The 14,217-nt window shown below is 71.8% G+C and carries 10 protein-coding genes; 4 read left to right on the top strand and 6 right to left on the bottom strand.

The features are described from left to right. Positions 1–25: 25 nt before the first annotated feature. Complete coding sequence (thiD, locus tag LXT23_RS39765) at positions 26–835, bottom strand: bifunctional hydroxymethylpyrimidine kinase/phosphomethylpyrimidine kinase (RefSeq protein ID WP_253985805.1); 810 nt, start codon at positions 833–835, stop codon at positions 26–28. A gap of 123 nt (positions 836–958) precedes the next feature. Next, positions 959–2,749: a glycosyl hydrolase family 18 protein gene (locus LXT23_RS39770; protein ID WP_253985678.1), complete on the bottom strand. Its 1,791-nt coding sequence runs from the start codon at positions 2,747–2,749 to the stop codon at positions 959–961. A gap of 217 nt (positions 2,750–2,966) precedes the next feature. Here LXT23_RS39770 and LXT23_RS39775 point away from each other — a divergent pair, with 217 nt between their 5' ends. The 4 genes from LXT23_RS39775 (at position 2,967) to LXT23_RS39790 (ending at position 9,268) form a co-directional block, all read left to right on the top strand. Beyond that, entirely contained in the window at positions 2,967–4,424 is a 1,458-nt protein-coding gene (locus LXT23_RS39775) for a M20 family peptidase (RefSeq protein WP_253985679.1), read from the top strand. Positions 4,425–4,681: 257 nt separating this feature from the next. Next, positions 4,682–6,415, top strand: a complete 1,734-nt coding sequence (locus tag LXT23_RS39780) for a DUF4215 domain-containing protein (protein WP_253985680.1) — start codon at positions 4,682–4,684, stop codon at positions 6,413–6,415. A gap of 204 nt (positions 6,416–6,619) precedes the next feature. Further along, on the top strand, positions 6,620–8,074 hold the full coding sequence (locus tag LXT23_RS39785) for a hypothetical protein (protein WP_253985681.1): 1,455 nt from the start codon (positions 6,620–6,622) through the stop codon (positions 8,072–8,074). A gap of 57 nt (positions 8,075–8,131) precedes the next feature. Next, positions 8,132–9,268, top strand: a complete 1,137-nt coding sequence (locus tag LXT23_RS39790; RefSeq protein WP_253985682.1) for a tetratricopeptide repeat protein — start codon at positions 8,132–8,134, stop codon at positions 9,266–9,268. Here LXT23_RS39790 and LXT23_RS39795 read toward each other — a convergent pair. From LXT23_RS39795 to pbpC, 4 genes are all read right to left on the bottom strand, one after another. Further along, positions 9,260–9,943: a carbonic anhydrase gene (locus LXT23_RS39795; protein WP_253985683.1), complete on the bottom strand. Its 684-nt coding sequence runs from the start codon at positions 9,941–9,943 to the stop codon at positions 9,260–9,262. The two genes, LXT23_RS39790 and LXT23_RS39795, sit on opposite strands and share 9 nt — an antisense overlap. A 158-nt stretch (positions 9,944–10,101) precedes the next feature. Further along, positions 10,102–10,809: a hypothetical protein gene (locus LXT23_RS39800; RefSeq protein ID WP_253985684.1), complete on the bottom strand. Its 708-nt coding sequence runs from the start codon at positions 10,807–10,809 to the stop codon at positions 10,102–10,104. Positions 10,810–10,924: 115 nt separating this feature from the next. Then, positions 10,925–11,734 carry an SAM-dependent methyltransferase gene (locus tag LXT23_RS39805; protein WP_253985685.1) on the bottom strand — a complete coding sequence of 270 codons (810 nt, stop codon included), beginning with the start codon at positions 11,732–11,734 and terminating at the stop codon, positions 10,925–10,927. 46 nt (positions 11,735–11,780) lie between these two features. Continuing rightward, positions 11,781–14,201, bottom strand: coding sequence for a penicillin-binding protein 1C (gene pbpC / locus LXT23_RS39810; RefSeq protein ID WP_253985686.1), 2,421 nt, complete (start codon positions 14,199–14,201; stop codon positions 11,781–11,783). Between the last annotated feature and the right edge of the window lie 16 nt (positions 14,202–14,217).

Below are 14,217 nucleotides of genomic sequence, written 5' to 3' on the forward strand. Positions count from 1 at the left end.
CCCGGGGCGTGGATGAGCCCCGGGCCTACCCGTCCAGCGGGAAGAAGTGGCTGAAGGGGCCGGGGCCCTTGCCCAGGGCCAGCGGGTGCTCCAGCGCGGCGGTGACGTAGGCCTTGGCGCGCCGGGTGGCCTCCAGCGCGTCCTGGCCGAGCGCCAGGTGCGCGGCGATGGCCGCGGACAGCGTGCAGCCGGTGCCGTGCGTGTTGCGCGTGTCCACCGAGCGCAGGTGCAGCGTCTCCAGGCGCTCGCCGTCGAACCACACGTCCGTGCCACGCAGCGCGCCCGCCATGCCGCCGCCCTTCACGAGCACCGCGCGGGGGCCGAGCCGGTGGATGCGGCGCGCGGCCTCGCGCATGTCCTCCAGCGTGTGCAGCTCCATCCCCGCCAGCAGGCCCGCCTCGTGGCGGTTGGGCGTGGCCACGTCGGCCAGCGGCAGCAGCAGCTCCCTCAGGGCGCCCACCGCAGCGTCGTCGATGAGCCGCGCGCCGGCCCGGGACACCATGACCGGGTCCACCACCAGCGGCCCCAGCTTCAGCGCGCGCAGCCGTCCGGCCACCACGGTGATGATGTCCGGGTTGACGAGCATGCCCGTCTTCACGGCGCCCGCGCCGAGGTCACCCGCCACCGCGTCGATTTGCGCGGCGACGGAGGCGGCGGGCAGCACGTCCACGCGGGTGACGCCCAGCGTGTTCTGCGCGGTGACGGCCGTCAGCGCGCTGGTGCCATGGACGCGGTGGAAGGCGAAGGTGGCGAGGTCGGCCTGGATGCCGGCGCCACCTCCGCTGTCGGAGCCGGCGATGGTGAGCGCTGTGATGACGGACGGTGGGGACGCCATGTCCCCATGCTGGGCCAGCGCGCCCGCCATGGCCAGCGATTCGCGCTCCGGGCCCGGGAGGGCCCGGCCGTCACCCCGGCGAGCAGCGGGGGCGGCCCGGTGCCCCAGGGCCACCCGCGAAGCTCAGGGGTCCAGGAAGGCGCGCTTCACGGCCTGGAGCAGCGGGTCCTTCTGGCCCTCGGGCGCCCGGGGCAGGTGGCCCTGGTTGATGGTCCAGATGATGGTGCCCCCCAGGCCCTTCTGGCGCGCGAAGCGGCCCTTGGCCGCGACGGACTGCGCGTCCTCGTAGGAGATGTAGTTGCAATGGCCCGGCCCGTTCGCCGAGGGGAAGGACAGGTAGGGCGCCTCGGCCTTCCCGTCCCAGCGGTACGCCTCGGGCTCGTAGTAGTCCGTCATGATGTTGGTGTAGCTCATGGCGTTGTCGCTCTGGCCCTCGATGACGTCCTTGCGCCCGTCGAGCGGCGTGCGGGGCTCGGTGATGCCCTGCCAGCACGTGCCGAAGAAGCCGATGCCCATGCCCAGCCGTCCCGCGGGGACGCCGGCGTCCAGGTAGCCCTGGACGGAGGTGGAGACGGAGCTGGGACGGTTGGGCGCGTCGTCCTCGAGCGGGCTGGAGTGCCAGCTCTCCCAGCTGCCCCAGTGCCCGCTCATCTTGTAGGACATGATGTTGATCTGGTCGACGCGCGCCGCCAGCTTCGCCACGAACTCCGCCCGGACATCGCTGATCATGAAGTTGGAGTTCATCCAGTCCACGGGCACCGTGAGGATGATGCCGGGGCGCGCGGCGCGCAGGTCGTCCAGCAGCGCGAGCAGCCGCTCTCCGTCGTCGGTGGGGATGGGGGCTCCGGCGGGGGTCTCCGCGGCCAGGATGATGGGCTCCCAGTCCACGTCGATGCCGTCGTAGCCCAGCTCGTCCATGAGCTTGATGAGGTTGCGCACGAGGATGGGGCGCGACTCGTCGGCGGTGGCGGACACGAAGTTGTCGTGCTCGCCGAAGCCGCCGAGCATCATCAGCGCCTTGCGCCCGGCCGCGTGGGCGCGCGTCGACAGCTTCTTGGCGAGCGCGGGGCCCTCGTAGTCCGTCACGTCCAGGTCCGCGTTCACCGTGCCGAAGGGGCCGGGCTTGAAGCGGCCGACCACCAGGTGGGTGAGGCCGGAGAAGTCCACCGCGTCCGCCGGGTAGAGGTGGCGCTGGTAGCCCACGTAGTAGCCCGTCACCCAGCTGGACGGCGCCCCGCCGGCCTGGGGCCGCACCGGCGCCGGCGTGGCCGCCTCCGGGCTGTCGCCCACCTCGTTGGTGGCCACCACCGTGAAGGTGTAGGGCACGCCATTGAGCAGGTCGGGGATGCGCACGCTCGCGGCTGGCGCGTCCACGGTGCGCGAGGTGCCACCCGGCTGCACGGTGATGCGGTACGACGTCAGGGGCCGCCCACCGAAGCTCGCCGGCGCCAGCCAGCTCACGTACACCTCGTGGTTGCCCGCCGTCGCGCGCACGGCCCGGGGCTGGCCAGGAAGGGTGGGGTTCGGGATGCGGGCGCCGGCCAGCGGCGTCACCGACTCCGTCGGAATGGAGGTGGGGCCCTCGCCCACGGCGTTCACCGCCGACACCTTGAAGAGGTACGGGAAGCCGTTGTTGAGGCCGAGCACGGTGGCCTGCATCTCCCCCGCGCTGACGATGGCGCCGCCACACGCGGGCTCACACCGCACGACGTAGTAGAGGAGGGGATTTCCCCCGTCACTCGTGGGCGGGGTCCATCTCACCAGTGCCTGGGTATCCGCCGCCTCGGCCTTCACGGACGTGGGCGCCCCGGGCAGCCCTGTTTCGTCGCCCTTCCCTGTGCCGCAGGCTCCCAGCAAGGTCCCCAGCACGAACAGAAGCACGCACTGCCACTGCTTCGCGGACTGAGTCAGCATCGACAACCCCCTCGGAAGAAGGGCGTATATACGGAGACTGTCCGACACTGACAGTGGAAAATTGGATAAAGACGTCTTTCCGGCCTCTCCGACCTCAAGGCGCGTTGCATTAGTCTCAGATTCCAAGAAATCGGTGGTGTCGGGCGCTTCCGTCCGGCGTGGCTGAAGTCGAGCGCCACGCGTCTGCTACCGTGTTTCGCCCCTCCCGCGAGCTCCGATGAAACGCTTCCTCCTGCTGTTCCTGCTCGGCATCTGCGTCCTGGCCAGCGTCGTCGTGGTGCGGGCGCTGCGCTTCACCTCGCGCCAGGTCGCCCCGGAGGCCCCGGAGGCCTTCCCGGTGGACGCGGACGCGGCGGCCGCCCGGCTGGCGGGCTCGCTGCGGCTGCGGACGCTGGCGGCGTCGGACGGCGTCCCCGCGCGGGACGAGGCCTTCGTCGCGCTGCACGCCTACCTCCAGGAGCACTTCCCCCGCGTCCACACGGCGCTGCGGCGCGAGCCGGTGGGGGGGCACTCCGTCCTCTACACGTGGCCGGGCAGCGAGGCGTCGCTGCGGCCGATGATGTTGATGGGCCACCTGGACGTGGTGCCCGTGGAGCCCGGCACCGAGGCGTCCTGGACGCGCCCGCCCTTCAGCGGCGAGGTGGTGGACGGGTACGTCTGGGGGCGCGGCGCGCTGGACGACAAGGGCAGCGTGCTCGGCATCCTGGAGGCGGTGGAGGGGCTGCTCGCGGCGGGGTACCAGCCGCGGCGCACCGTGCTGCTCGCCTTCGGCGCGGACGAGGAGGTGGGCGGCAAGGGCGCGCAGGCGATGGCGGCGCTGCTGCAGGAGCGCGGCGTGAGGCTGGAGTCCGTGCTGGACGAGGGGGGCATGATGATGACGGGCACCGTCCCCGGCGTGGCGGCGCCGGTGGCGCTGGTGGGCGTGGCGGAGAAGGGCTTCGTCAGCGCGGAGCTGGTGGTGGAGGGGGAGGGCGGCCACTCGTCCATGCCGCCGAGGCAGACGGCGGTGGGCGTGCTCAGCCGCGCCGTCATGCGCCTGGAGGAGCAGCCGATGCCGGCCGAGCTGCGCGGCGGCAGCCGGGCCCTCTTCGAGTTCGTCGGGCCGGAGATGCCGTTCGGCCTGCGGCTGGTCTTCGCCAACCTGTGGCTCTTCGAGCCGCTCGTGCTGCGACAGCTGGAGGGCCAGCCTTCCACCAACGCGGCGGTGCGCACCACCACCGCGGCCACCATGTTCGAGGGCAGCGTGAAGGACAACGTCCTGCCGTCCCGCGCCCGCGCGGTGGTGAACTTCCGCATCCTTCCCGGAGACACCGTGGAGGATGTGCTCGCCCATGTGCGGCGCGTGGTGGATGACCCCCGCGTGAAGGTGGGGACGCTGGGCTTCAAGAGCGAGCCCTCGCCGGTGTCCCGCACGGACTCCGAGGCCTGGGGCGTGCTCCAGCGGAGCATCCGCCAGGTGTTCCCCGAGGCCGTGGTGGCCCCCTACCTCATGGTGGGCGCCACCGACGCGCGCCACTACGCCGGGCTGAGCGACAGCGTCTACCGCTTCATGCCGCTGCGCCTGGAGCGCGCCGACCTCGCGCGCCTGCACGGCAAGGACGAGCGCGTCTCCGTCGCCGGGTATGCGAACGCGGTGCGCTTCTACGCGCAGTACCTCCGCGACGCCACGCGCTGAAGCTCCCCGCGCACGGGCGCGCAAAGCCCGCGCCGTGAGACATCCCGCGGCTTTTGCGACGCCTGGATGGATGGCAGGGAAGCCCTGGCTGCCTGCTCTGCCCGCATGAATGTGGATGTGCGAGGGACGTGTGCACAAGGCTCGAAAGTCCGCCCATCCTTCACATGTGCGTGCTTCCTGCACTTCCGAGCGGCCTTCGGCTCGCGGAATGCTCTGATGCGTTGACACATGCGCCAAGCAATTTCAGCATTCGTCTCATGCTGAATCCCCCCCGCGCAGGAACCCGACTCGCGAGTCTCGTACTCGCCTCATTTCTCTTCTCGCTCGTTGCATGTGGAGGCGATGGTGACTCCAAGAAGCCGGACGCAGGGGTCGTCACCCCCGAGCCCGATGCTTCGGTAGACGACGGTGGTCTGCTCTGTGGTGACGGGCAGTTGCAGGCGCCCGAGGTGTGTGACGACGCCAACGCCACCGGTGGTGATGGCTGCAGCGCGAACTGTGGCGCCATCGAGACCGGCTGGTCGTGTGACACGGCTGGCCAGCCCTGTGTCCGCACCCAGGGCTGCGGCAACGGCCGCGTGGAGGCCCCCGAGGTCTGCGACGACCGGAACATCACGTCCAACGACGGCTGCAGCGCCACCTGCACCGTGGAGCCTGGCTACAACTGCCCCTCCACGGGCGGCCGCTGCCGGGCCGCGCAGTGCGGTGACCGCATCATCGCCGGCGAGGAGGAGTGCGAGGACGGCAACGCCACCAATGGCGACGGCTGCAACTCCTCGTGCCGCCTGGAGTCCGGCTACAAGTGCCCCACCGCCGGCCAGGCCTGTGTGCGCACCACCTGCGGCGACCGCGTCGTGGAGGGCACCGAGCAGTGCGATGACGGCAACAACAACATGGGTGACGGCTGCTCGCCGCTGTGCGTGCGCGAGCCGGTGTGCAACAACGGCACCTGCCAGGCGGTGTGCGGCGACGGCGTGATGCTGCCCGGCAGCACCGCCGAGCAGTGCGACGACGGCAACACGCGCGCCAACGACGGCTGCTCGCCCTCCTGCAAGTTCGAGGAGGGCTTCGCGTGCGAGCTCATCGAGGAGGACCCGCCGGCCCAGGTGTCCATCCCGGTCGTCTACCGCGACTTCCGCGGCTATGACCTGGCGGCGTCGGGCGGCCTGCCGCGGGGCCACATCGACTTCGAGAACAAGAACGCCGGCCTCGAGACGGGCATCGTGGCGGCGACGCTGGGGACTGACGGCAAGCCGGTGTACGGGAAGGACGGCGTCGCCTCCGCCAACACCAACGGCAAGGCCGCCTTCGACCAGTGGTACCGGGACACGCCGAACGTGAACAAGACGGTCGTCGGGACGCTGGACCTCATCCGGCAGCCGGCGAACGGCTCGTACGTCTTCGACAACGCGGCCTTCTTCCCGCTCGACAACGCGGGCTGGGTGGCCACGAGCCAGGAGCCCCGGCGCGATGGGAACCACAACTTCAACTTCACCAGCGAGGCCCGCTACTGGTTCGAGTACAAGGGCACCGAGGTGCTCACCTTCCGCGGCGACGACGACGTGTGGGTGTTCATCAACAAGAAGCTGGCCATCGACCTCGGCGGCGTGCACGGTCCGGAGAGTGGCACCATCACCCTGTCGCAGCGGGCCAGCCAGCTGGGCCTCACGGTGGGCGGCATCTACGAGGTCGTGGTGCTCCAGGCCGAGCGTCACACCACCGGGTCGAACTACCGGCTCACGCTCAACAACTTCGTCACCCGCCGCACCGAGTGCGCCGCCACCTGCGGCGACGGCATCACCCAGACCGACAAGGGTGAGGAGTGCGATGACGGCGTGAACGACGGCGGCTACGGGCAGTGCGCCCGTGGCTGCGTGCTGGGGCCCCGCTGCGGCGACGGCGTCAAGCAGGATCCGCCGGAGGAGTGCGACGACGGCAACACCCGCAACCGCGACGGCTGCGACGCCACCTGCAAGCTCGAGATTGGCTGAGCCCCTGAAGCGGTAGCACCCACGAGGCTTCCGCTCCAGGCATCCTGGCCTGGAGCGGGGCCCGACAGGCTCCACCCCGCCGGACGGGTCCCCGAAGACTCCGGGATGCCCGGCGGGTGAGAGGGGCGCGAGCAGGGAAGCAGGCGCTCCAGGAGAGGTTCGGCAGCGCGCCGGGGCCCGTCTGGTATGGTCCGCGCGAGCTCCATGTACCCCCGTTCGCGCCTCCGCCTTCCGGTCCTCGTGTTGCTCCTGCTGGCCGTCCCGGCCGCGGGCGCGGCGCCCCGGGCGGTGCTGCCTCCCGCCGGGGAGGTGCTGGGGATGCTGCGCCAGGTGGAGACGGCCCGGGTGCGTGGCGGGACGCGCGCGCTGGAGGACTCCCTGGAGGAGCAGGTCCGGGCGCGGCCGAACGACCCGATGCCGCGCATCTACCGGGCCTGGCTGTCGTTCCCCGCGGACGCGTGCTGGAACGAGCTCAAGGCCATCTCCACGCTGTACCCGGAGAACCCCTGGCCCCACGTGGGCATGGGGCTCATCTACGTGCGCTGGAAGCTGCTGGCGGAGGCCCGCCCCCACTTCGACGCCGCGCTGCGCGAGGCGCCGGGCTTCGCGCCCGCGCTCTGGGGGCAGGCGCTGCTGCTGCAGGCGGAGGGCCGGCTGCCGGAGGCGGAGGCGCGGCTGCGCCAGGCGCTGTCCACGCTGGACGCGCCGCAGCTTCGCGCCAGCCTGGGCCTGCTGCTGGCCGCGCAGCCGGGACGGGAGGCCGAGGCGCGGGTGGAGCTGACGCGCGCGGTGGAGGGCTGGCCGGAGCAGCCCGAGGTGCTGAGGAAGCTGGCGGAGCTGGCCCGGACGGCGAACGACGTGCGCGCGGCCGCCGTGGCGGGAGACCGGCTCATCGCCCTGAAGCCGAAGGACCGGGAGGCCCACCGGCTCCAGGCCGAGCTGTGGCTGGCCGCCTCGGAGAAGGACAAGGCCGCGAAGTCGCTGGAGCGGTACGTCGAGCTGGGCGGCGCGGCCCCTGCGCCGCTGGCCCTGCTGGCGCGGCTGTACGCGGAGCTGGGGCGCGCCGCGGACGAGGAGAAGGCGCTGGAGCGGCTCGTCGCCGTGGAGCTGAAGGACCCGGCGCCGCTGCTGCGCCTGGCGGAGCTGGCCGAGGCGCGGGGAGACGGCGCGGCCTGCGACGGCTACATGGTGAAGGCGGTGGAGCGGGCGCCCCAGCGCGCGGACCTCCACGTGCGCCGGGCCCGGCAGCTGGTGAGGCAGGAGCGGCTGCGGGACGCGCTGACGTCGTACCGCGCGGCGCTCGCGGCGCCCGAGCAGCGGGTGCCGGAGGCGGAAGGGGAGGCGGCCGCGCTGGTCCGGCGCTTCCGGCTGCCCGCCACGCCGGCGAAGGGGACGTCGGACACCATCTACGCGCGCGTGTCGCTGGGGCTGGTGGCCCTCTACACGGAGCGACTGAAGGAGCAGCCGGGCCTCAAGGGCATCCTCAAGGTGCGGGTGCAGGTGGACGAGTCCGGCCGCGCGACGCAGGTGGCCGTCGTGCACGACAGCCTCAAGGACGCGCTGCTGGCCGGCCACGCGCACTTCGCCTTCCTGGACGCGCAGTACCCGCCGGGGCGCGACGAGCCCGTCTTCCAGTACGTCTTCCGCCCGCCGAAGTGACGGCCAGCGGGGGCCGGCCCGTCCGGCCTATGCTCCCGGGACGGGAGGGAAGGACCCATGGCGATGGATGACACGGCGAGCCCCGAGCAGGTCGTGCAGGGGGTGCTCGACAGGGCCAACGAGCTGGGTGAGGCGGGGCAGTTCGAGGAGGCCCTCTCCCTCTACGACGAGGTCATCCAGTGGTTTGGCGGCTCGCTGTCGCCGGCCGTGCGCCTCCAGGTCATCCGCGCGCTCGTCAACAAGGCGCTGGCGCTGGTGCAACTGGACCGGCCCGAGGACACGGTGGCCGCCTGTGACGAGACGCTCCGCCAGGCAGGCGGCTGGAAGGACCTGCGGCTGCGCGAGGGGCTGGTGCGGGTGCTGCTCTACAAGTGCGTGGCCCTGGGGCAGCTGGGACGGCACGAGGCCGGGGCCGCCACCTGCGACGAGGCGCTGCGCCGGCTGGAGGGCGGCACGGACCTCATCCTGCGCGAGCTGATGTCGGAGGCGCTGCTGCGCAAGGCCGTCTTCCTGCGCTACCTGGACCGGTGCGAGGAGGCGCTGCCCGTCCATGACGAGCTGGTGCGCCGCTTCAGCGGGGACGTGGAGGCGGAGCTGCGCATGCAGGCCGCGAAGTCGCTGATGTTCAAGGCGTCCCTGCTGGGACGGATGGGGCGGCCCGAGGAGTCGATGGCCACCTTCGCGGAGGTGGAGCGGCGCTTCGGCGGCGAGCGCGTGCTGGACCTGCGGGTGGAGGTGGCGCGAGCGCTCATCTGCCGCGCGGAGGTGCTGAGCGAGCTGCGGCGCGTGGACGAGGCGCTCGCGGGCTTCGACGACGTCGTGCGCCGCTTCTCCGAGGCGGTGGAGCCGGCCCTGCGCGAGCGCGTGTCCAATGCCCTCAACAGCGCGGGCTTCGCGCTGCTGTGCGAGGCGAAGCGGGTGTGGCGGCGCGAGCCGGAGCGGGCGCTGTCGCTGCTGGAGCGGGCGCGCGAGCGGATGCAGGCGACGCTGGAGCGCCGGCCGGGAGAGCCGCTCGCGCTGGGGAGCGCGGGCTACATCGCGTTTCTCCTGGGCCGGCGCGACGAGGCCCGCTCGCTGCTGGCGGAGGCCCTGCGGCGGGGTGGGGAGTCGCTGCGCGAGACGGAGCTCAAGGACTCCGGCATCCACCCCATTCCAGAGGACGAGGAGTTCCGCGCGCTGCTGCGCTCACTTTGAGCGGGGCAGCGGGTCGGGAGGCCACTCCTGCTGGTTGCTCTCGCCGGTGAGGTCGTAGACCTCCTGGATGGTCTCCAGCGTCTTCTTGAAGTCGAGCTTCAGGTCCTTGAGGGTGCCGGTGTTCATGTCGAAGACCCAGGAGTGCACTATCGGGTAGCCGCGCTTGAGATACGACTTCTGCACGGCGGCCGTCTTGATGATGTTGATGGACTGCTCGATGACGTTGAGCTCCACCAGGCGGTCGTAGCGCTTCGCCTCGTCGGTGATGGCGTTCAGCTCCGCCTTGTACATGCGGTACACGTCGCGGATGTTGCGCAGCCAGGGGTTGAGGATGCCCAGGTCCTTGGGCTGCATGGCCGCCTGCACGCCGCCGCACCCGTAGTGGCCGCAGACGATGATGTGCTTCACGTCGAGGTGCCGGACGCCGTAGAAGATGACGGACATCACGTTGAGGTCGACGTTGTTGACGAGGTTGCCGACGTTGCGGTGGACGAAGACGTCACCGGGCGCCAGGCCCATGATTTGATTCGCCGGCACGCGGCTGTCGGAGCAGCCGATGTAGAGGAAGTCGGGGCGCTGCTCGCGCGAGAGCCGGTGGAAGTACTCAGGGTCCGCCCGGAGCTGTTCCTCTGCCCACCGACGGTTGTTCTCGAAGATCTGATCGTAGGGCGTCACGAAGGCCCCTCGCATCTCGGAGGCGGCCCATTCCGCACCCCGGCCTGGCGCGTCATCAGGCGCATGGCGGCGGCACCCTCGCATGACAGGGCGCGGTGGGGAAGATTCTCCCGCACCGCGCCCGTGAGTCACGCCCCTGGAAACGTCACCTTCCCGCGTCACTCCTCGACGGGGGTGCCGCTGCCGCCGTAGCCCTGCGCCTGGGTGCGCAGCCGCTCCCACTGGGCGCGGGCCTGCTGCTCCTCGCGCGTCTGCGAGTCCACCCGCCTGCGCGCCTCCTCGACCTTGCGCTGGGCGCTGGCGATGGCCGACGCGAAGTCCGCCTCGGACATCTCATCGGCCCGCACGTCGCCGTTCTCCTTGAGGGCGAGGTACTCGGCCTGGTTGAGCTTCGCCTCGGCCACCTCCAGCTCGTTCTCCCGGAGCTGCTTGCGCGCCTGCAGCGACTCGATGGACTGCTGGCGCCAGTTCACCTGCGCCTGGGCCGCGGTGACCCCTGTCTCCGAGTTCATCAGCTCGGCCTTCGCCCGCTCGATGTCGGCGCGCTGGCCGGTGGCCTGGGCGGCCTCCAGCGCGGCCTGGTTGGCCTCCTTGCGCAGCTCGGACGCGTCCGCGTTGCGGCGGGCCACCTGCAGCGCCCGCTCGGCGTCATTGAGCGCGACGTCCGCCCGGGTGACCTCGTCCTGGGCCTTGCGTCGCTCCGCCTCGGCCGCCCGGACGTCGCCCAGCCGCTCCTCCGGCACCCGGGCGAGCCAGGACTCCTCCACCTTCGCGGCGCGCGACGAGCCACAGCCGCTGCCGAGCAGGGACAGCGCCGCTCCCATCGCCACACCCACGAGTACCCGACGTCTTCTCGCCTGGAACATGCTCGCTCCTCCCGAAAGTGATTCCGTGCCCGCGTTGCCTGATGGACACGGTAGTCACGGCGCCGGGTACAGCGTGCGGCGGGATGGCCGCACGGCTGCTCCTCGGGCGGGCGGCCTACCGCTTCTCCAGGACGACGGCGTAGAACTCCACGCCCACGCCCTCGCGGTCCTCCTCGGTGATGTGGCCGGAGGGCAGGGCGAGGAACTCGCGGACCGTCTTCACGCCCTCCGCGTCGGGCGTCCACGGCGAACAGAAGTCGAGGTACTCGGGGAGGGAGTAGAGGTGGAACAGCTCCCCCATCCGCTGGAACATGCCCACGAACTGCTCCCACTGGGGCGTGCTCAGGCGCGGGTCCTTCGTCTCGAAGGTGGTGAAGAGCTTGGAGCCCGGCGCGGCCCAGTCGTAGAGGGCGCGGAAGAACCTCCGGTTCTCCTCGGCCGTGAGGAACACGGTGATGCCGTTGGCACCGAAGGCGACGCGCCGCTCGCCCTGGAGGAAGTCGACGACGTCGGGCCGTTGGAGGAAGCTCCCTGCCTGACGGAGGTCGCACTCCAGGTAGCGGACATTCGGGTTGTTGCCGAGCAGGTGCTTCGCCGTGGCGATGGTCAGCGGGTTGATGTCGCTGTAGAGCACGCGGGCGTCGGACAGCACGGTGTGGACGTGCTCCTCCGTGGGCAGGCCGGAGCCGAAGTCCACCCAGTACTCGAAGCCCTCCATGGACATGCGCCGCGCCGCGGTCCGCAGACAGGTGCGCAGCATCCGCACCCACTTGGGCGTCGAGGGCAGCAGCGAGAACAGGTACTCGGCGGCCCGCCGGTCCGCCTCGAAGTTGTGCGTGCCTCCCAGCGTGTAGTCGTAGATACGGGATGCTTCCGGAATCTGGGGGTTGATGCCGGGTACGCGGTTGAGCTCGAGGGGGTCCATCGTCGTCTCCGTCGCTGGATCCTCCCATGGTACGCCTGCCTGACGCTCATCGCACCTCGATATCCACCGGCTCGCTTCGCAGTCCCCGGGCCGCCAGCTCCAGTCGGTGCTTCCCTGGCTGGAGGGCCCAGGAAGCGTCATAGGGCCATGCGGCGCGGCCCACGGGACGGCCGTCCACCAGCCAGGTCACCTCCGCGAGCCGGGGCTCCACCTCCGCGCTCAGTCGCAGCGTCTGGGTGCGGCGGGTGTAGCCGGGCTCGATGACGAAGACCTCACCCGGGCGAGGCCAGGTGATGACGAGCGCTCCGGGCACGGGGCCCTCCTCCGGGCACAGGGGGGAGTAGCGCGTGGGCGCGGCCGGGGCGGACTCCTGCCCGTGCGAGGCCTGCCAGGAGGCGTACGCGGGGGGAAGGAACGCGAAGGCGCGCTTCACCACGTGCTCGGAGGGGCACTTGTCCCCGGCCAGCAGGCCGTTGCGCGCGTCCAGGCGCACCTCGCGGTGCCAGGGGCAGGGCTGGGATGGCACGTGCGCCGCCGGCAGCCGCACGCGCCGATGCACCGGGCAGGACGGGGTGGGCAGCAGTCCGGAGTGTGCGCACACCTTGCCCTCGACGATGCCCTCCGGTGGAGGCACCCGCTCCGGGAGGGCGGTGGGGTCCGCGCGGCGCGCCACGCGCTTCATCACCTTGTGGAAGAGGGGGCCGGCGCCGGTGGCTCCGGTCATCCCGTGCAGCGGGCGGTTGGAGAAGTCCCCCGTCCACACCGCCACGGTGAAGCGCGGCGTGTAGCCCACGGCCCAGTTGTCACGCCAGTTGGTGCTGGTGCCCGTCTTCACGGCGACGGGGAAGCCGAGCATCAGCGCGTTGCCGGCGCCGAAGCCACGCATGCGCAGGGACTCGTCGGAGAGCACGTCGGTGATGAGCCAGGCCACCTCCTTCGAGAAGGCGCGTCGCGGCTCCTGCACGGTATGGGGGAAGGGGGTGGCGCGGCAGGTGAGGCCCTCGCGGGCGAACATCGCGTACGCCTGGGCCAGCTCCAGCAGCGTCACCTCGCCATTGCCCAGGGTGAGGCCCAGGCCGTAGTGCGACGCGGGCGCATCCAGCGAGGTGAAGCCCACGTCGCGCAGCCGGGTGAGCAGGGGCTTCAGGCCCACGCGGCGGGCCACGCGGATGGCGGGGATGTTGAGGCTGCGGCCCAGCGCCTCGCCCATCAGCACGGGGCCGGAGTAGTCGCCCGAGTAGTTCTTCGGCGTGAAGAGGTCGCCATCCGCCTCGCCGTAGCGCGTCTCCACGTCCGCCGCCACGGAGGCAGGCGTGTCGCCGCCCTCGAAGGCGAGCGCGTAGGTGAAGGGCTTGAGCGCCGAGCCGGGCTGGCGCCGCGCCAGGGCCCCGTTCACGGAGCCCGCGGACGTTGCGTCGCCATAGCGGGCGGAGCCGACCATGGCGCGGAGCTGACAGTCCGCGTTGTCCAGCACCACCACGGCGGCGTTCGTCACGCCGCCCGCGGACAGGGCGTCCACGTGCCCGCGCACGAGGGACTCCAGCTCCCGCTGGAGGTCGCCGTCCAGGGTGGTGCGCACGTCGCCGGAGGGCGGGCGCAGGGACACGACGTAGTCCGTGAAGTGCAGCGCCGTGTCAGCGGTGACGGCGGCAGGGACGTCGCCGCCGACGAGGCGCAGGGGCTCCGCGAGGGCGCGGGTGTGCTCGTCCTCGGTGATGATGCCGGTGGCGCCCATGCGGGCCAGGACGGTGCGCTGGCGGACGCGGGCGCGCTCGAGGTCCTTCAGGGGATTGAGGGTGGTGGGGGCCTGGGGGAGCCCGGCGAGCAGCGCGGCCTCGGCGAGGCTGAGGTGCGTGTTGGGCTTGCCGAAGTAGCGCTGGCTGGCGGCCTCGACGCCGATGGTGCCCGCGCCGTAGGGCACGCGGTTGAGGTACTGCTCCAGCACGGTGGACTTGTCCGCCGCACGCTCCAGCCGCAGCGCCACGAGCATCTCCTCCAGCTTGCCGCGCAGCGAGCGCGGGTGCGGACGGAGGCGCCGCGCCAGCTGCATCGTCAGCGTGGAGGCGCCGGACACCACGCGCCGGTAGCGCACCGCCTGCGTCACCGCGCGCGCCACCGCGCGCACGTCCACGCCGGGATGCTCATGGAAGCGCGAGTCCTCCACGGCGATGGTGGCCTTCACGAGCAGGGGAGAGATGTCCTCCAGGGCACGCCAGCGCGCGCGCTCGCCCTCCGCATTCACCACCTCGCGCAGCAACTGGCCTCGCGCATCGTGGATGCGCAGGGAGTCGCCGGTGCGTGCCTGCAGTTCCTCCACGGGGAAGGGGCTGCTGACGACGGCCACCCAGAGGGCCACCGCGAAGGCCGCGGTGGCCAGGGCCAGGACGCCCGCCGCCCTCGTGCAGAGGCGGAGGACGCGGCGCCGTCTGGAGGCGGGGCGGGGTGGAGTCGTGGTGTCAGGCTTCACGGGAGCTCCGGACGGC

Origin of the sequence: Pyxidicoccus xibeiensis (assembly GCF_024198175.1) — a bacterium.
Classification (GTDB): Bacteria; Myxococcota; Myxococcia; order Myxococcales; family Myxococcaceae; genus Myxococcus; species Myxococcus xibeiensis.